Annotated in this window: 16 protein-coding genes and 2 tRNA genes; 12 read left to right on the forward strand and 6 right to left on the reverse strand. The window is 41.4% G+C overall.

Translation table 11 applies throughout. The features are described 5' to 3' along the window. The first annotated feature begins 3 nt into the window (after window positions 1-3). From asd to purF, 10 genes are all read left to right on the forward strand, one after another. On the forward strand, window positions 4-1119 hold the full coding sequence (asd, locus tag KW136_RS02410) for an aspartate-semialdehyde dehydrogenase (RefSeq protein WP_216796895.1): 1116 nt from the start codon (window positions 4-6) through the stop codon (window positions 1117-1119). A 427-nt stretch (window positions 1120-1546) separates the two neighbouring features. After that, window positions 1547-2347, forward strand: a complete 801-nt coding sequence (gene truA, locus KW136_RS02415) for a tRNA pseudouridine(38-40) synthase TruA (RefSeq protein ID WP_216796897.1) — start codon at window positions 1547-1549, stop codon at window positions 2345-2347. Then, window positions 2340-3059 (forward strand): phosphoribosylanthranilate isomerase, encoded by a 720-nt coding sequence (locus tag KW136_RS02420; protein WP_216796898.1) that lies wholly within the window; start codon window positions 2340-2342, stop codon window positions 3057-3059. Before truA ends, KW136_RS02420 begins: the two co-directional genes overlap by 8 nt. Window positions 3060-3108: 49 nt before the next feature. Beyond that, window positions 3109-4302, forward strand: a complete 1194-nt coding sequence (gene trpB, locus KW136_RS02425) for a tryptophan synthase subunit beta (RefSeq protein ID WP_216797447.1) — start codon at window positions 3109-3111, stop codon at window positions 4300-4302. An 864-nt stretch (window positions 4303-5166) separates the two neighbouring features. After that, complete coding sequence (trpA, locus tag KW136_RS02430; RefSeq protein WP_216797449.1) at window positions 5167-5970, forward strand: tryptophan synthase subunit alpha; 804 nt, start codon at window positions 5167-5169, stop codon at window positions 5968-5970. A 44-nt stretch (window positions 5971-6014) separates the two neighbouring features. After that, window positions 6015-6872 carry an acetyl-CoA carboxylase, carboxyltransferase subunit beta gene (gene accD / locus KW136_RS02435; protein WP_216796899.1) on the forward strand — a complete coding sequence of 286 codons (858 nt, stop codon included), beginning with the start codon at window positions 6015-6017 and terminating at the stop codon, window positions 6870-6872. Window positions 6873-6914: 42 nt separating this feature from the next. Beyond that, a complete protein-coding gene (locus tag KW136_RS02440) occupies window positions 6915-8228 on the forward strand; it encodes a bifunctional folylpolyglutamate synthase/dihydrofolate synthase (RefSeq protein WP_420885634.1) in 1314 nt (437 codons plus the stop codon). Window positions 8229-8297: 69 nt separating this feature from the next. Next, window positions 8298-8945 (forward strand): SPOR domain-containing protein, encoded by a 648-nt coding sequence (locus KW136_RS02445; RefSeq protein WP_216796901.1) that lies wholly within the window; start codon window positions 8298-8300, stop codon window positions 8943-8945. A 52-nt stretch (window positions 8946-8997) separates the two neighbouring features. Continuing rightward, window positions 8998-9492: a CvpA family protein gene (locus KW136_RS02450; protein ID WP_216796902.1), complete on the forward strand. Its 495-nt coding sequence runs from the start codon at window positions 8998-9000 to the stop codon at window positions 9490-9492. A 34-nt stretch (window positions 9493-9526) separates the two neighbouring features. After that, window positions 9527-11059 (forward strand): amidophosphoribosyltransferase, encoded by a 1533-nt coding sequence (gene purF / locus KW136_RS02455; RefSeq protein WP_216796903.1) that lies wholly within the window; start codon window positions 9527-9529, stop codon window positions 11057-11059. Window positions 11060-11461: 402 nt separating this feature from the next. Here purF and KW136_RS02460 read toward each other — a convergent pair. Beyond that, window positions 11462-11537, reverse strand: a tRNA-Lys gene (locus tag KW136_RS02460). A 496-nt stretch (window positions 11538-12033) separates the two neighbouring features. After that, on the reverse strand, window positions 12034-12258 hold the full coding sequence (locus KW136_RS02465; protein ID WP_216796904.1) for a YbgF trimerization domain-containing protein: 225 nt from the start codon (window positions 12256-12258) through the stop codon (window positions 12034-12036). Window positions 12259-13208: 950 nt separating this feature from the next. Here KW136_RS02465 and glyA point away from each other — a divergent pair. Both glyA and nrdR read left to right on the forward strand, forming a co-directional pair. Beyond that, window positions 13209-14456, forward strand: a complete 1248-nt coding sequence (glyA, locus tag KW136_RS02470; RefSeq protein ID WP_216796906.1) for a serine hydroxymethyltransferase — start codon at window positions 13209-13211, stop codon at window positions 14454-14456. Between the two features lie 18 nt (window positions 14457-14474). Next, window positions 14475-14948, forward strand: coding sequence for a transcriptional regulator NrdR (gene nrdR / locus KW136_RS02475; RefSeq protein ID WP_216796908.1), 474 nt, complete (start codon window positions 14475-14477; stop codon window positions 14946-14948). Between the two features lie 428 nt (window positions 14949-15376). On the opposite strand, the gene KW136_RS02480 is transcribed toward nrdR, so the two are convergent. From KW136_RS02480 to KW136_RS02495, 4 genes are all read right to left on the reverse strand, one after another. Continuing rightward, on the reverse strand, window positions 15377-15820 hold the full coding sequence (locus tag KW136_RS02480; RefSeq protein ID WP_216796910.1) for a DUF3318 domain-containing protein: 444 nt from the start codon (window positions 15818-15820) through the stop codon (window positions 15377-15379). Continuing rightward, on the reverse strand, window positions 15813-16208 hold the full coding sequence (locus tag KW136_RS02485; RefSeq protein WP_216796912.1) for a phage holin family protein: 396 nt from the start codon (window positions 16206-16208) through the stop codon (window positions 15813-15815). The genes KW136_RS02480 and KW136_RS02485 overlap by 8 nt, the downstream gene beginning before the upstream one ends. Window positions 16209-16353: 145 nt before the next feature. Further along, window positions 16354-16656, reverse strand: a complete 303-nt coding sequence (locus KW136_RS02490; RefSeq protein WP_216796914.1) for an ElaB/YgaM/YqjD family protein — start codon at window positions 16654-16656, stop codon at window positions 16354-16356. 1660 nt (window positions 16657-18316) lie between these two features. Beyond that, window positions 18317-18393, reverse strand: a tRNA-Pro gene (locus tag KW136_RS02495). Window positions 18394-19611: the final 1218 nt, after the last annotated feature.

The raw sequence follows: 19611 nt of genomic DNA on the forward strand, positions 1-19611 counted from the left end.
GTCATGAACGTAGGTTTTGTTGGTTGGCGCGGCATGGTCGGCAGCGTCCTACTGCGACGAATGCAGCAGGAGCGAGATTTTGACTTAATAGAGCCGGTCTTCTTCAGCACCAGTAATGCGGGTGGTTCGGCGCCGGCGTTTGTAAATACAAGGCTTAAGGGGGCCTTAGATCTTGATGAGCTAAGTCGCTGTGACGCTATTATTACCTGTCAGGGTGGTAATTATACGAAAGATGTCTATCCGAAGTTACGATCAGCTGGATGGAAGGGTTACTGGATTGATGCAGCATCTACTCTTCGGATGAAAGATGATGCGATAATTATCCTAGATCCAATTAATCTTGACATGATTCGTGATGCCCTGATGCGTGGCGGCCGCGATTTCATTGGCGGGAATTGCTCTATTAGCTTAATGCTCATGGCACTAGGCGGATTGTTCCGGCACGACTTAATCGATTGGGTAACCGCGATGACATATCAAGCCGCATCCGGCGCCGGCGCGCAAAATATGCGTGAGCTTTTATCTCAGATGGGGATGTTGTATGGCTCGGTTAAAGCGCAATTAGCTGATCCTATGTCATCAATCTTAGATATTGATTACCATGTTTCATCTATGATGAATAGCCCCGAGATGCCGATACAGTATTTCGGCGTGCCGTTGGCCGGTTCTCTTATTCCATGGATTGACAAAGATCTAGGCGATGGCATGTCAAGGGAAGAATGGAAGGGAAGCGCCGAGACGAATAAAATCCTTGGCCGCCCGGGAATTGGTAAGCCCGGGTCTATCCCAGTCGATGGATTATGCGTACGAATTGGTGCAATGCGTTGCCATTCCCAAGCATTGACAATCAAGCTTAAAAAAAACGTGCCGCTTGACGAGATTCACCATATGTTAGAGACAGCAAACAATTGGGTGAAGGTTATATCGAACGATCGTAATACGTCGATATGTGAACTATCTCCAGCTAATGTGACCGGTACATTATCGGTGCCGATTGGCCGGTTAAGAAAGCTTTCGATGGGGGGGGAATATTTAGCCGCATTTACCGTTGGAGATCAGCTATTATGGGGTGCTGCTGAACCACTACGCAGAATGTTACGAATTTTAATTGAACATTAATCTACGAGGTAATAATGCCTATACCTGGGTGAAAAAGAGGTAATAGTAATAATAGTTTTGTGTTTTCGGCAGCTATGCATACAGCGTTGCATATGGTGTCATAATATGATGCATTAGGTGCAGAGCAGAACATTATCTGCTCTGCACCATCGTAACACGAAATTTTTGCTGCCGCTTAAACTATCAAGCATATAAACTTAAAAAGTTTAACAGAATTTATTAATACTTATCACGTAATTATTTACGCGCCTTGATGTTATTAAGTGCACTACGATTAGCCTACAATAGGTTTAATCTGACCGTAGAATATAAAGTTAGCAAATCTGATGCGTGCATAAACAAAAGCAGCTATGTCAAATGATCTAGTATCTTTATACAAGACGCGGAAGTTAAGCTTTATGCTTATCCCATATTAAGCGGGGTAGTAATGCGTATCGCGCTTGGACTACAGTATGATGGATCTGAATTTTTCGGCTGGCAAGCACAGCCGCACGGTAACACTGTTCAAAATGTGCTTGAGCGTGCGATCAAGTGTTTCGCGCAAGTACAGATATCTACTGTTGTAGCTGGCCGTACCGATAGAGGCGTACATGCACTCGGTCAAGTGGTGCACTTCGATACACAGCTTGACCGAGCAGAATCTTCATGGGTTCGTGGAGTTAACGCATTTTTGCCGCCAAGTATTGCGGTACAGTGGGCTAAGCCAGTGCTTCCAACTTTTCACGCGCGCCTTACTGCATTTGAGCGCGTATATTTCTATGTACTATACGTACATACCGTACGCTCACCGATACTTGCTAAGCGTGTTGGGTGGATTCATGCGGCGCTAGATATTGAGATGATGCGAGAAGCTGCGAGGCATTTGATTGGTGAGCACGATTTTTCGTCGTTTCGCTCGTCTAATTGCCAATCAAAAACTCCTATCAAGAATTTATATGCGATTGATATCGTCGAAGACGGGCTATTTGTTCATCTACGATTTCGAGCAAATGCGTTTTTATATCGCATGGTGCGTAATATTATGGGTTGCTTAGTGTTAGTGGGCCGGCGCAAGTATCCAGCGTGTTGGGTAGCGGAAGTACTAGCTACAAGAGATCGCAAGCACTCAGCGCCAACATTTATACCAGATGGTCTCTACTTGCTACAAGTATGCTATCCAAATAACTTTGGTGTACCGCTATCTAATCTTGCCCACTTACCATTTGGTACGGATATAGTTAATGATTAAGTGCGCCACTGTTATATCCGATAAACTAAATTTCCGTTCGCGTCGGACGCGAGTAAAACTATGTGGCTTGTGTAGTGAGGAAGACGTTGATTGGGCGGTCGAAATAGGCACAGATGCGATTGGATTAGTCTTCTACCCACCTAGCCCTCGTTATGTAAGCATTGAGCTTGCTGCTGCTCTAGTGCGCCGTATCCCCGCATTTGTGTCTGTAGTAGGGTTATTTGTTAATGCCGATAATTCTTTATTCGAGCAAGTTCTTGACGGAGTACCACTTGGAGTGCTGCAATTCCACGGTGATGAGACGCCACAGCGCTGTCAAGACCTAGCAGGCCGCGCTAGGCTGAACTGGCTACGCGCTCTACATATCGGGCCAGATACTAGCCCGATAAATTTAGTTGAATTAGCTCTTAGCTATGCTAGCGCGACAGGGTTACTACTCGATACGCTAGTAGCGGGCTATGGTGGGGGCGGAAAAGTTTTTGATTGGTCACTTATTCCAACAGAGATTGCGCATCGAGCTATTTTGAGTGGTGGATTAAATATACGGAATGTAGTGGACGCTATTCATCAGATACACCCGTATGCTGTGGACGTATCCAGCGGTATCGAAGTACCAGGAGAAAAGGGTATTAAAGATCATGCGAAGATGGCATCATTTATTGATGCCGTACGAGCTGCAGACAGGGTATCAGACACTACTGGAATCCGCTAAACAGCGGCACTCGCGCGGCCCGCAGGCCTTATCTTATGAGAGTGTTATAATGTACAACTTGCCTGATGAACGTGGTCACTTTGGCCCATATGGTGGTATCTTTGTCTCCGAAACTTTGCTACATGCGCTCAGCGAGTTACGCGACGCATACGGTACATACCGACAAAATTCAGAATTTGTTGAAGAATATGAGCGCGAGTTAAAGCATTTCGTCGGCCGGCCGTCACCAATTTACCACGCAAAACGTTGGAGTAAGCTGCTTGGTGGCGCGCAGATTTACTTAAAGCGTGAAGACTTAAATCATACTGGCTCGCATAAGATTAACAATGTGATTGGGCAGGCATTGCTAGCGCGACGCATGGGTAAGCAACGCGTTATTGCAGAGACAGGCGCTGGCCAACATGGCGTAGCCACGGCAACGATTGCTGCACGTCTTAGCATGGAGTGCGTAGTATATATGGGTGCCGCGGATGTACACCGACAAGCGGCAAATGTTTATCGAATGAAGCTGCTTGGAGCAACCGTTGTACCGATTAATTCGGGCTCTCGCACGTTGAAGGATGCATTAAATGAGGCAATGCGTGATTGGGTTTCAAATGTTGAAAATACATTTTATATTATCGGTACCGTAGCTGGCCCGCATCCTTATCCAATGATGGTGCGTAATTTTCAATGTGTTATTGGAGACGAGTGTCGGATGCAAATGATCGAGTTAGTTGGTCGTCAGCCGGATGCGGTGATTGCATGCGTGGGGGGTGGCTCGAATGCGATGGGCATTTTTTATCCATATATTAACGACACGTCGGTGCAGTTAATTGGCGTGGAGGCAGCTGGAGATGGAATAGGAACGTGCCGGCACGCATCATCGCTGATCGGTGGCTCACCCGGTATCTTGCATGGTAATCGCACTTATCTCTTACAAGATAAAAACGGGCAAATTATCAATACGCATTCGATCTCTGCTGGATTAGACTATCCGGGTATTGGACCCGAACATGCATGGCTACACGACACCAGACGTGCACAATATGTCGGGATTAGGGATGACGAAACGCTTAAAGCTTTTCATGATTGCTGCCATATCGAAGGTATTATTCCTGCGCTCGAATCTAGCCACGCGCTTGCATATGCGGCGAAAATTGCCCCAAACCTTGGGCAAGATAAGTTGTTGCTAGTAAACTTGTCTGGCCGGGGCGATAAAGATATGCATACAGTAGCTGAGCGCGCTGGCATCACGTTTTAAGAGAGTTGCGTACACGATGCCAGTCGTGATATAGAACCATAAACCTTCAAACAACCTTGACCTGTAGGTAATCAGGTCAACACTAGAGAATAGAGGGGAGAATGCTAGGCTAGCGCTCATCGCATTACAGTCATTCGATATCCCCTTTTAGGGTTAGGCGTACGAAACGCTATTTTCTTAATTGCGTATCGGACCAGTCAATTTTAATTAAATCCTGGGTAATCCAATAAGCGCAATAGCCAAGATTTATCGCCTGGACCTACTAATATATCAATGGCTTGAGATAGCGATTTCAAAGCTCGGGCTAAACAGCTCGGTGTACGTATGCTGAATAAAGAGCTGACTTTAAATGGTCAATAAGTTTATTTGGAACCAGTGCGTACTAAATACGGGCACAGTACAGCTCGCCGATTTACGTCTGTTCGCAACAATATCGGCTTTCCATAGTGTCGAAAAGTTATCACTTAGATTTACACACAGTGTGTATTCCACGTAATCTTCTCATTAAAAAATCCTAATCTCAGTGTATTTTCGAAGACAGTACATAGCTCCAGCTTAGCCAAAATCTAAAAAAAATTTAGTCAGTGGTCGCGTTTCTATTGCTAATATGCAAAGCGCATAGTACATCCTACATAAACAAAAAAACCACTAGAAATTATCGAGCGAATTATGCAGATAAATTCCACCTGATGGTTTTGCTTTGAATCTATTTATAGGCAGCAGTGGCACTACCTCTGTGGCCTGTGCGTGTCACTAGCATTGCTTTTCGGCTACGAGGTTTCTCCAGAATGCCGCCCTTGCCCGCTAGTGATGAATGAACTCAACTCGGAGCAGGCCGCCCGATCTTACGTGAGACTTTATAGCATGTCCCGAATTAAAAGAAAGTTTTCGGAGTTAGCCCGCGATCGACGTAAAGGACTAATTCCATTTATGACTGCGGGTGACCCGGATCCAGCTCGCACTGTTGAGTTTATGCATGCGCTAGCTGCTAGCGGCGCTGATATTATTGAGCTTGGTATTCCGTTTTCAGATCCTATGGCTGATGGTCCCGTAATTCAGCGCTCGTCTGAGCGTGCATTAGCGCGAGGCATCACGCTTCGGCGCGTGCTTGACGACGTGCGAGCATTTTGCGAGCGTGACTGTGACACACCCGTAGTTCTCATGGGATATGCTAATCCGATTGAGCAGATGGGGTACGAGGTATTTGGTGCTGCAGCACGTGAAGCTGGTGTTGATGGCGTATTAGTAGTTGACTACCCACTCGAGGAAGCTGCTGAATTTGCTAGCATAATGCGCAGCCACAGCATTGATCCAATTTTTATGCTTGCACCGACCTCTACCGCAGAGCGTATTGCCGCGGTAGGGCAGCTAGCAAGCGGTTATCTTTATTATGTATCTCTTAATGGAGTAACTGGTTCTACAAATCTCGATGTTTCTAGTATCGCAGGTAAAATATCGACTGTTAAAAAACAGGTTTCTCTGCCAATCGGAGTTGGTTTTGGAATTCGTGATGCAGCAACTGCTCGAGCTATTGCCGAGGTTAGTGATGCGATCGTGATCGGTAGTCGAATTGTTCAGCTGCTTGAGCAAACACCCGAGCAGGATGCTATTCAGATACTTAAAATATTTATCACTGAGATAAGGCAAGCACTGGACTGTGTAATCTAAGCCTCGTGGCATACTGTAATACGACTACGTGTCGAGGAGTTTTCATGAGTTGGCTGGATAAACTACTGCCGCCAAAGATCAAGCACACAGATCCTCATAGCCGCAAGAGCATTCCAGAAGGACTATGGGTTAAGTGCTCGAACTGCGAAGCAGTACTCTACCGAAATGATATCAAGGCTAACCTGCATGTATGTCCAAAGTGCGATCAGCACATACGAATTAGTGCGCGTGAGCGATTAGATATGCTGCTCGATCCAGAGGGCCGCTATGAGATAGGCTATGAGATATTACCAGTTGATGCGCTAAAGTTTAAGGATACAAGAAAATACCCAGATCGTCTCAAGGACGCGATGGATGAGACTGGAGAGACTGATGCAATAGTCGTGATGGGCGGCGCAATTCATACATTACCAGTAGTAGTCGCCTGCTTTGAATTTGCGTTTATGGGTGGCTCTATGGGATCAGTAGTTGGCGAGCGATTTATTCGTGGAGCGAAGAACGCACTTGAGCAGAAAGCCCCATTTATTTGCTTTACCGCATCAGGGGGCGCACGGATGCAGGAAAGCGTTCTATCTCTAATGCAGATGGCTAAAACTACAGCGATTCTTACAAAGCTTTCCGAAGCCAGTTTACCATTTATTTCAGTGCTAACCGATCCAACAATGGGCGGTGTATCCGCTAGTTTTGCCTTCTTAGGCGACCTTGTGATTGCTGAGCCCCGTGCGCTAATAGGCTTCGCTGGCCCACGAGTGATCGAGCAGACGGTTCGAGAGAAGCTACCGGAGGGTTTTCAGCGATCGGAATTCTTATTACAAAAAGGTTTGATTGATATGATTATCGACCGGCGTAAAATGCGAGCTAAAATAGCTCAATTAATTGCGCTGTTGACGAGTCACCAGTAGACGAGGTTATATAAGGCAACAGCGCTCTATGCCGGGGCTCTTATAATGGTTCATGTAACTCTTCAGGATTGGCTGCTATATCTAGAAAACGTCTATCCAGTTAGTATTGATATGGGGCTGGTGCGCGTTAATTGCATTAAGGAGGTGCTTGATCTGAGGTTTAATTGTCCTATAATCACGGTAGGTGGTACTAACGGAAAAGGATCAACATGCGCTATTTTAGAAGCAATTCTTCTGCATGCCGGCTATCATGTAGGATGTCATACATCGCCACATCTGATAGAGTTCAATGAACGGGCGAGAATAAACGGTCTTAATGCAACTAATAATGAACTTCTGCCGCATTTCGCGGCTATCGAAAGTGCTAGATTATCATTACCACGGCCAGTCCCACTGACTTACTTTGAGTTCACGATATTAGCGATTATGCGCTTATTTGCATCCCAGCAGCTCGATGCAGTGATTCTAGAGGTTGGACTAGGTGGTCGACTTGACGCAGTAAATATTATTAATACCGATTGTGCTATTATTACTAATATCGATTTAGATCACCAGAATTACATTGGAGATACGCGGGAACTGATTGGCCACGAGAAGGCGGGAATATTACGTCCTGGAAAGCCAGCGATTATTGGTGATCTCCTACCCCCATCTAGTGTGATTAAGTATGCACAGACTATAGGCGCTGATTTGTGGTTATTAAATCGTGACTTCTACTATAAGTGTTATACTGTTAGCGGGCGGCGACAATGGGACTACTTTGGTCGCTCATTAAAACGCTCGGCCTTGGCTTATCCAGTTCTGCTCGGTGAAAATCAATTATTGAATGCTTCGGTAGCAATTACCGCCCTCGAGGCGCTACGTGAGTGTTTACCGGTTAACGCACAGGATATACGGCTTGGACTTGCGAACGTTAAATTGCCCGGCCGCTTTCAAGTATTACCCGGCAGACCGGTGATTGTGCTGGATGTTGCACATAACCCTCACGCTACTGCCGTGTTAGCAAAGAATCTAGCTAATATGGGTTATTTCCAGTACACTTATTTAGTATTCGGGGCAATGTCTGACAAAGATATTGTTAGCATGCTGTCATACTTAAAAAGCAATGTTAATCATTGGTGCATTACTGAATTACCTACATCCCGGGCGATGAGCACAATTGAAATTGAACAGAAATTAGTAACACTAGGCGTAACACGCGGTGATTGTACAACACCCCTAGATGTATCTATTCGGCGATTCAAAAATCCAGGACTTGCCTATCAGGATGCACTTAGTCGGGCATCTAAAAATGATAGAATTGTAGTTTCTGGTAGTTTTTATACTGTATCCGGTGTAATGTCCTTCTACAAATAAGGTATTATTGATCCGTACAAAGCGTAGAGGTGGTTAACTCACACTCTACCGGCTTCGATACAACTATATATGCAATTGTTTTCTTTCTGCAGCAAAAATAACACGGCCTCATTTCAAACGACTAAATGGAGCCGTGCCAGACAAACAAGACAACGTAAACGGTACGCTTATTGCTACCGCGATTCGAATTCGCTATTGCTTAATCTAGAGCCATTTAAAAAACGGCAAGCGCGCAGACGTCTAATCGGTGCAATCGCCCTGGCTATAGGGGCTATAGCCGCACTTCCGATAATTCTTGATTCTTCTTCGAAAACCCTTGCCGACGATATCGTTATCCAGATTCCGACGCAGCCTAAATCAGCGCCAGATTATCCTCATCCGTTTCGCAGGCCGATTGCAATTGAGGCTGATCGCGCTCGAGCACAAGACGATGTAAGTTCCTCATTTAATACGACGAGCCCGGATAGTAAGCCGAACATGATTGCCGGCACTTACTACGTGGTGCAATTAGGTGTACTAAGTAGTGATGTCGACGCCCAGAATTGGGTAAACCGCTTAAAGGTCTTGGGTGTGCCAGCCTACTTTGAACGGCAGTATCAATCTGACGATAATAAAAAAAACATTCTATTGCGCGCCGGCCCTTTCTCTAATCGTTTAGCTGCGACTAATGCAGTAAGGACAGTACGCCGTGCGCTTCTCACTTTAGAGCGTTCATAGTAAAAATTATAGTTAGTAAAAGTAAAGAATAGCTAATGCGGTGATAGATAAAATGTTAACCGCTTTTGACTATACTGTGATTATGGTCATTGGTTTATCAATGCTTCGAGGGATATGGCGAGGGCTCTTAGCAGAGTTATTTAGCCTCATTGGGTGGATATTAGCTCTAATCGCAGCTACGATCTATGTACCTGAATTGGTGCGATATATACCAGTAAAATGGCCTGGCGGAGCACTGATGCGGTATTTAGTCGCGTTCTGCGGTCTGGTTCTAGCTATACTACTTATTTCTCGGATAATTAGACCGTTGATTATCCGGATTGCTGATATCGGCGGCCTACGAGTCGTTGATCGGATATTAGGCATGCTACTTGGCCTAATACGAGGCCTGCTGCTAGTACTCATATTAGTAGTACTAGCAGGATTAACAAATTTGCCACGACAAAATTTTTGGCGCCATGCAATATCTAGGCCTTATACAGAACACTGCTTGCGCAAGTTAAAGCCGTTCCTGCCGGCAGTAATAGAAGCGTATATGCCCTTTTAGGAATTATCGAGATTCAATTTTGAAGGGACATGCCATGTGCGGTATCGTAGGCGTAATTTCCCAATCCCCTATTAATCAGCTGATCTATGATAGCTTGCTACTGCTGCAGCATCGTGGCCAAGATGCTGCAGGTATTGCAACAGTTAACGGTAGTACGTTCCATATGTATAAAGCAAACGGCATGGTGCGCGATGTATTCCGTACTCGCAATATGCGTTCTCTGCCAGGCAACTGTGGAATTGGGCAAGTTCGTTATCCTACTACCGGCTCTGCTAGCCGAGCTGAGGAGGCCCAACCGTTTTATGTGAATGCGCCGTTTGGTATTATCCTTGCCCATAATGGGAATGTAACAAACTGTGAGCAGCTTAAGGATGAGATGTTTCGTATTGACCGCCGGCACATTAATACGAGTTCTGATTCCGAGGTTTTACTGAATGTATTCGCACACGAGCTGCAGTTAGCTACGACCGGATTATCTTTAGAGCCTGGCGCAATTTTTAAGGCAGTTTCCGGAGTATACCGGCGTGTTAAGGGTTCTTATGCGATTGTTGCTCTAATTGCTGGGTATGGGTTATTAGCATTTCGAGATCCGCATGGTATTCGGCCGCTAGCTATTGGTAAGCACGACACCGAGCAGGGTGCTGAATGGATGATTGCATCCGAATCAGTTGCTCTTGAGGGCATTGTTTTTAAGTTTATTCGAGACGTTGCACCTGGTGAAGCTATATTTATTAGCATGGATAGCAAAATGCACACAAGGCAATGCGCGCAGTCTCCTAGTCTTAATCCGTGTATATTTGAACTTATTTATCTGGCGAGACCCGACTCAGTGCTCGATGGCGTACCCGTCTATAACGCACGGCTGCGGATGGGAGACTACTTAGCTGAGAAAATCAGGCGAACCCTACCTGGCATACAGATTGATGTTGTAATGCCGATTCCAGATTCATCACGGCCGGCTGCAATGCAGGTTGCAAAAAAACTGACGATCGAATATCGCGAAGGTTTTTTTAAAAACCGCTATATTGGCCGAACTTTCATTATGCCCGGTCAGGCGGTGAGAAAGAAGTCAGTGCGCCAAAAGCTTAATGCAATGGCGGTTGAGTTTAAAGGTCGAAACGTATTAATTGTCGATGATTCAATTGTGCGTGGTACTACTTCACAAGAAATTATACAAATGGCGCGTGATGCTGGCGCGAATAAAGTAATCTTTGCCTCAGCAGCACCGCCAGTGCGCTTTCCAAATGTATATGGCATAGACATGCCAACCCGTAGTGAATTAGTAGCATACGGGAGGACTGATCAAGAAGTAGCAAAGATTATAGGAGCAGATGCACTCGTTTACCAGGACGTCGAGGATATGAAACAGGCTATACGTGATACAAATCCACGGCTATGGAATTTTGAGGCGTCATGCTTTGATGGCCATTACATTACTGGCGACGTGACAGACGAGTATTTAGATAAGATAGAACAGATACGGCTTAATCCAAGATCTCAATTAGAGTGTAATGTACCTGGAGAAGGTATTGACTGCCCACAATTTCATTTACATTTATCAACGTAATGCGAGTTGCCTATTAGCAATACGAATATTTAATATAGATATGACTTAACGGTAAAAACTATTATCATAGTTGTCGACCTACATAGTATACCTAGATTTTAGGCGTTCTGCTGCACTAAGAAAAATTTTTTGTTTCTATAAATAGAATATTTATTCTTCTTTATATAAATATAAATTATTAATAATTTACTGCCTAAATAACAACTAGTCTAGTTAATAGAATTTTAATAATCGCGAGAAGATATGGAAAAATTCAGAGCTCTCCTATTTAAAGATAAATAAAGTACTACTCTTAAAGTAGTAAAAAATCTTAACATAAGAAAATACTAAAAAATAGAGGAAAAATTAAATTTTTTGTTTATTTGATATCAACCAATAAATAAAGTTAAATGTTTTATTTTTTGGTAGGCCGTACTGGATTTGAACCAGTGACCAACGGATTAAAAGTCCGCTGCTCTACCAGCTGAGCTAACGACCCAAGACTTCCGCAGGATATCGGCAAAAAACAAATTGGTCAAGCGGTGAATACAAGAAACAATTCAGCAACAACTTAGCGGTACTCTCTTTATTAGATCTGTAATAGCCACTTTTTGCCGTTTATTAGACATGTTATTTTCCGTATTTCGACAAAATCTGTTTAAATATGTGTTTTGTAGTAGCCTTTTGTCCTTGCTCCCATTGATTATTAACGATAGAGAACAATGCATTAGGAGCACCCGGATGGATAAGGTACTTTGTTATAGTGCTTTATCATATAATTATCGAGAATTTATATTTAGCTATGCGTATAAGGCATTACCTAGCTAGCTGGAATTAGCCTATAGGTTATATGAGCTATTGAATATTTTAAAATGCAAATGCTTTAAATCCTAAAGTTTCTCCTTTAAAAGGCCTGCTTTAAACAGTTGTAGTACTGCGTAAATACATCTATGTCGCTTAACTGTATCTCGCTTTAGCGACGCTAAATCATTTTTTTAATAAGTCTCAAGCTTTTTAAGTCTAGGGTCTAGATCTACATAGTAATTGCGCTGTTGCATTTGTGGTGCAGTAACTTGATTGATTAAGTCCTCGTGCTTTCCGTGTAGGGCTGCTACCTGCCGATTTGGCTGTTCAAAATTATTTAATTGATTAAATATCGCGCGCTGTGTTTTAAGAATCTTGCTTGATAATAAATCGGCTTCTGCGCGCAGGTTAAGCACCTCCTGCCAAGCTTCATTATTACTAAAGATTATAAGCTATATCTACAGCGATTCGAAATTATCAATATTTATGCTTTAGTTAGCCTCATCAGTATTACCCTAAATTAATATATAAGATTATGTATATTACAATAGCCCCAGGCTACGCAGCTCGCTAAGCAGCGAGGATATACAGCTTTAGGTAGTCATTATTAAACACGTTAAATTATTCAAGACTAGGTACAAGCTACGTAGCTTGTGTGAGTAGAGAGTGCTTGATAGTTGCAACTTACCCTTCTGATAAATATTAACTAACTTGTGGTTAGCCAATCCAAGCGACTCTAAATAATGAGCGCATCGTCCAGATAAGTATCGTTGACTTGATAGTTAATAATTGTTCCACATGCAGCTAATAGGACCTTCCTAGCGTTAGCTAGACGGGGCGCTCTTCTCTAATAATTCGCATATGCTTACTATTTAGTGATAGAGCAATCTAGTAACTACAGATAAGTAGTATAGGGGCTAATAATACTAGTGTCGGTTTGCTTGGGATATGCGCATATTAGCCCAGGTATATCTAGGAAGCTCTCCCGCTTTAGAGGAGCAAATATTCCCATTCGCAGGAATTTACCAAAATATGTGTAATATCCTAAATAAATAAACAGGCGTCTTGAATGACGAGTTCAGTTGCCTATTTAGTACTCTTCTAATACACTAGGCTTATACTAGCCGGCGTTTAGAGACTTTTGAGTTCGGAGATCAACAGGCTACTATTAAACAGCTATAGTGTAATCTTTTATCAGTCTGAACAACTATAATCCGGTCGCCGTCGGTGTTCTAACCAAGCTGTTCTATTCTTGTGTTACCAACAGGCTTAGTGCATTAATCTATTAAAAGAGAGCGCCCCTGATGGCGGGGCGAGGCTATCTGCTAATTCAGGTAATTGTTTAAATACTGAAGGAAACTAACGAATGTTAGACAAAGCTAAGCAAACTATTGCAAACAGCGATCCGCAAGTCTGGCAAGCGATTCAGAATGAGCGCCGCCGACAAGAAAACCATATTGAGCTAATCGCGTCTGAAAATTATGCGAGCCCAGCAGTGATGGCGGCTCAGGGTTCCCAACTGACTAATAAGTACGCTGAAGGATATCCTGAAAAGCGCTACTACGGCGGCTGCGAATATGTTGATATAGTCGAGAGCTTAGCGATTACACGGATCAAGCGGCTGTTTGGCGCAGAAGCGGCAAATGTTCAACCCAATTCAGGCTCGCAAGCTAATCAGGGTGTATTTTTCTCTCTTCTTAAGCCAGGAGATACGATTATGGGAATGAGCCTTGCGCACGGCGGTCATCTGACGCATGGTTCCCCGGTCAATCTTTCCGGAAGGTGGTTTAATGTTATTAGCTACGGGTTAAATAAAAATGAGGATATTGATTATAATGTAGCCGAGCAGCTCGCTCACCAACATAAACCAAAGCTAATAATTGCTGGTGCGTCTGCGTTCTCTTTGCGCATCGATTTCGAGCGCCTAGCACGGATTGCAAAGTCTATTGGAGCTTATTTTATGGTGGATATTGCTCACTATGCAGGACTGATTGCAGCTGGCGTCTATCCGAATCCCGTGCCGTATGCCGACTTTGTAACAACCACTACACACAAGAGCTTACGCGGCCCGCGTGGTGGTGCGATCCTCATGAAAGCTGAATACGAGAAAGTAGTTAATTCAGCTATTTTTCCAGGCATCCAAGGGGGTCCATTAATGCATGTGATCGCAGCAAAGGCTATCTCGTTTAAAGAAGCCCTTGAACCTGAGTTCAAGATCTACCAGCAACAGGTTGTAAATAATGCGCGTGTGCTTGCTGAGACGCTAGCTAAGCGTGGCTTACGGATTGTGTCTGGCCGAACTGAGAGCCATGTGATGCTCGTCGATTTACGTGCAAAAAAGATTACAGGCAAGATGGCAGAAGTTGTGTTAGGTTCTGCGCACATCACCGTGAATAAGAATGCAATCCCGGATGATCCGGAAAAACCATTTATCACTAGTGGTATACGTCTTGGCTCGCCGGCGATGACTACTCGTGGTTTTTGCTCAGCTCAAGCTGAGCACGTCGGTAATTTAATTGCTGACGTACTCGATAACCCGGATAATGCTGAAACTATTAAGTGGGTGCGCGCGCAGGTTGCCAAGCTCACACATCAGTTTCCGGTGTATAAGTAGGCTGTAGGACGAATTGTTATGCATTGTCCGTTTTGCTGTCATGACGACACTCAGGTAGTAGATTCGCGTGTGTCGGAGGATAACGCTGCAATCCGCCGACGTCGCCGCTGTCCGGCTTGTGATAAGCGCTTTACAACATACGAGCGTGTTGAGCGTGCATTACCAATAGTTATTAAAAGTGACGGAACGCGAGTTGAATTCGACCGTAGCAAGATGCTGTCTAGTATGTTACTTGCTTTGCGCAAGCGACCCGTAGCCGCTGAGAAGATCGATGAAGTAGCTGCGCGTATTGAGTATCAATTGTTGGCCTCTGGCGAACGTGAGGTGCGCAGCAAATGGTTTGGTGAGCTAGTAATGGAGGAATTGCGGAAACTTGATGAGATCGCTTACGTGCGTTTTGCGTCAGTATATAGGCGATTCGAGGACGTTTCTGAGTTTAAAAATCTAATCAACGAGTTTGATCAGTCTTTAGCTAGCATAGCTCGATCTTAAGCTGTAAAAATAGCTTTCTATAGCCCCTTAATGGCATGAAGGCACCTCTTATCTTTTATCCTGTAAGCGGGGGGTGGTTATACAATTAGCTTTTAAGTGCCTATATTTTAATATGATTACCATTATAATTTTTATTGAACGATTATTAATTAATAAATACGCTATATTACCTTTCATCTGAGTACTATTTATTTTGTAGCTTATTCCTTTACGATAGTAAAGGAGGCGCTATTAGTCTATCACCGGTCCCGTATACTCCTAGGCTCTTAAGAATCTACATACTATTTTAGTGCGACATGAGCCGAGCTAGTTTAGCTCATCGATAAATACTATTTAAGCGTAAGTAGAATATGAAAAACTCGAGAAGTAATTAATATTTTTTGTATACCTAATAATTTATATAGTTTATAAGCGTTTTAAGAAAAATACTAGTATTCATGAGTAGTAGTAGTGCGGTGTTTCGGACGCACGGCTTTCCATAGAAAGTAGCATTTCCAAGCAGCAATGCCTATCACAGACCATTTTAGTAATGGTTTAGCATTATGGATTATTACACGACGTATGGGGCCAGCTAATATGGCTGATGCGATTGAACTAAGCACCGGATGCTGATCAAGAAATTTTCGGACAGCTAGAGGGAACTTACACAATAAGCGATATCGATTGATCCCGGGTATTAGCCACCTCATCCAATTAAACCTTGAGATATCGTAAAACATTTCCTGGCCAGCACTTACGATATCTAGCCTATTACGATCAGCACGCGCACGCAATACTTCCTTTCGGAGACCCCGAACTTTACCTTTGGGGTAGTTTAATCCTCGCATCGAAGTTAGATAGGCAAGATGGCTGCTGGAATGGGTATTATTCATGGCGATGATTTATAAAAATAGCTCTATCCTTATCAAATTCAGCTAGCGTTTCCTCGAAAACTAAAGCCCCACGACGAACGCTAGCACAGGCTTTGAGCACACAGGCAAAAGCTCCAGTAAGATATATCATGGTTAGTATGGCTAATGACTGCCATCGATATGTTTCCCAGAAAGCTTCAGCAATTAATATGGTCAAGGTGATTAACCCCATTGTCGCGAACATCATCGCTACGAGACCAGAGAAGAATACACTAAGCAACCGTTCTTTTTCTTCTGCTAGCTCAATACCAATTAATTCTAAACGCGTTTGGAAAAGACACAAAACCGATGCGATTAGGCGTCGCAGCGAGCGATAAATAAGCAGTGTCGGTTGAATATTTTTTCTCATTAGCAGATCACGAGAAGTACGACAGACAAAACATTTTTACTAACGTAGCGCGCTACGCATATAGCTAACGCGCATTACGTAATACTGAATATAATAAAACCGGGCACTAATAGTGCATAATATAAATATATTATTACACTAGGCACTACTTTCTATTAATTAGCAGTCCGATTAACATACCTATACCCGCGGCAACACCGATAGATGTCCATGGGTGGTCGTGGACATAGTCGTCTGTAGCACGAGCTGCTTTTTTACCTTTTTTTACAACCACAACCTGGACATCACCCGCTTTCTCTTTTGCTTGTTTTAGACGCATAAGCGCATTTTCACGTAGTTCAGCCGCGCGTTCACCGGTCGTACTTGCTGCTTGTTTGAGCAAATCTTCTGCATCTGACAGAACAGTTTTTATATCCGACATTAGATTTTCTCTGTTAACTTCTATCATAACTACTCTCGCAAAAAACTTTTATTACTTTATATCGTAATAAAAATATATGGCCCCGCTGAGCGCGGCAGTTACCTTATCCGGATAAAGAAAAGGATATCATCTATATAAAGCCGTTTTATGACATCTTAGTGTCAGACAAAAGCCCCCCCTTACCGCATCGGATAGTAGCATATATACCCATCTTACTATAATAACGACATAAATTATACATGGTATGCTAGTGAGGTAACTGAATACGTTAGAGAAAATATAATGTTATGTATAGCATTACATTGCTGTTAAAACATAGCGATAAAGTAGTAGATATAAGCCTCATTAAGATTGCTCAATAATCACATAAGATATTAGACGGCTATCTGCTTTATAAAAATCTTATGAAGAACTTTCTTGACGTATCCCTTATATATACTATAAATTTTGTCTAGTTACGTAATTTTAAAAATTTTTTCTAATCACACTAACAGCTCATTGCATAAGAAGATACATTGCTAGTCACAGCATTTATATTCATACAAAATAACAAATTTATGCACATTGATACCCATTCTTGATATGCATCACAAACCTCTTCAAAAAACACTTTATACTACATAAATAGTTTCAAAGGTATATTTTTAATAAATTATTATTAATCTATAAGAGCTATTTATACTATCAAATAGTAGGTTAAATACCCTAATTAGGGTTAGATTAAGGTTAGAAACTGTTTCACTTACTTTTAGTAGTAAGTTTTATTAATATAAAATTTTTTAGAAAACTTATCTTATAGCAGTTATAGATAAATACCTATTTATAAGCATTTACAATAACTGGGCGATACTTACTTAAATCTTTATTTAGTTTTTAAACTTAAAAATATTTATTTATAAAATTATCATTAAAATGATATGTATCGAGTGATGTAGTAATACTCTAGAGTAGAAGTATTACTAAGGATATTTATTAATTACAATTAATACTGTAGTTAAACCTAGTAAAAATTAAATTTTAATAGAAAGTTATTTAAATAACTATTGATCTTTTTATCCCAAATTTTGGGATGTATAGAAATAAGACCTTAAGAATATAGATTTTTATAACTTTTTAAAAAATATGATTACTACTATAGTAGTATAAACCTACGATTAAACCTATAATAGTTATATCAAACACTTATAAAAATATATATTGTATAGTATATTTATTTATCATGCTGATAAATAAATTATTCTTGGGTAGGCCCACTTATTTAATATATTAATATCAGTTATACTAATTGTTATTCCACAGCTTTATTAAGCTATAACAATATAGACTAGCTTGGTAATTATATGATACCCAGCAGTAAAGCTAATAATATAGTAGCTAGCTGTAGTATTTGTAGTTAAAAACTATAGTTCACAAACTGTACTGCGTTTAAGTGGCTAGTTTTATAGCATATCAAACTATGACTAATTTGGTATTAAAGTAACTCTAATAACATAGAGTGAAATCCTATATGACTATTTAGGAATTTTATAAAACGTGTTGTACTATATACCATTGATGTATCGATACCGCTTATTTCTTAAACTAAGTAGTCCAAAACTATGCTCTTCTAGCAGAAGATTATTTAGAGTTTATTATTAAAGTTTTAATAAAAATAAAGCTTTTTATACATATTAGTGCTTAATTATATTGGTCGGAGCGATAGGATTCGAACCTACGACCCTCTGATCCCAAATCAGATGCGCTACCAGGCTGCGCCACGCTCCGCAAACTAATTATAGTCTAATTTTTAATGTAACGTCAATTTTCTTAGTATGTTAGTACTGCCTATACTCTTGTTATTACCGTCCTATGCATACAGTCTCTTATTTTCATCTGATGAAATCGCTATCCCTCTAGATAAGTTTATGCAACGTTAACGCTCTAGTATTGACTAAAGTGTGGGGGGGCTTTTTTCTTTCCTGAGCTCGAAACAAGGCGTTTTAATAGCTATACATATGCATTAAGCCTTTTATGCTAAAATAGGGTGTGTCTTTTAGGCTTGGATAAGGTTTTGTGCTTAACATATACCAGTCTATAAGAAAAAGCCAGCACTGTTCACTAACTAATTTCGCGGTAGTGCTTGAATTTATATTCGTATTATTGCTAGTATTTTTATAAAGTGGTTGACATAGCCAAATAATGCTATTAAAAAATTTATTATATTACATGCATCAGCATGATGGTATCCCTGATATTTATAGGAAATTTCATTAGCATATAAAAAATAAATTTAACTAACCTAAGTACCACTTTAATAAACAAGAGTTAGCGGTACTGCGCAGTATTTAAATCTAGATAATACTACTCTGAGTTAACCGTATACTACTAGATTACTGCGCTTACAGTATTCGGTATAGCAGATAAAGTAATTTTCCGTATATTCCTTATCTAAGGATCGATTAAGAGAAACGCTAGTATAAGTTTTATAGCCTATTGGGTGAGATTAATAATACTACTTTTTAAGTAGGATTAGCTACATTTTATCTACTAAAGTAATTTCTTTATTTAAGATAAAAGCATTTTAGCTATAAAACTTTTCTAGGTTATGCAATAGCACTGTTGACAAAATTCTCAAGTAGATAATAATACTTTTCTACTGTTACTAAGTTGCAATTCTAAGTTCGTAGATTTGACTTAATAATATATTAATCAATAGAGCTACTCAAACAGTACCCTCCAAAAAATCCAGTCGTCACTATAAGTTATATCTTTAAGAAGATAGTTTTTAATTATTATGCCACTTAATAGGTTCCAAATAATTGCTAGTAGAACTCGGCTAATCCAGAACTGTGTCTTTACCAAAGATTTGTAAGAATGAGAAGCTTGATAAGCATATATATTTATAGCGATTGTAGTGTTTTTCGCTCGATCTAAAACTAAATTTAAATCATTTTTTAAACATAAAACTCCCTAAATATTTATAAAAAATCGCCTTACTAATGC

This window comes from Candidatus Vallotiella hemipterorum, from assembly GCF_910593725.1.
GTDB classification, from domain to species: domain Bacteria; phylum Pseudomonadota; class Gammaproteobacteria; order Burkholderiales; family Burkholderiaceae; genus Mycetohabitans; species Mycetohabitans hemipterorum.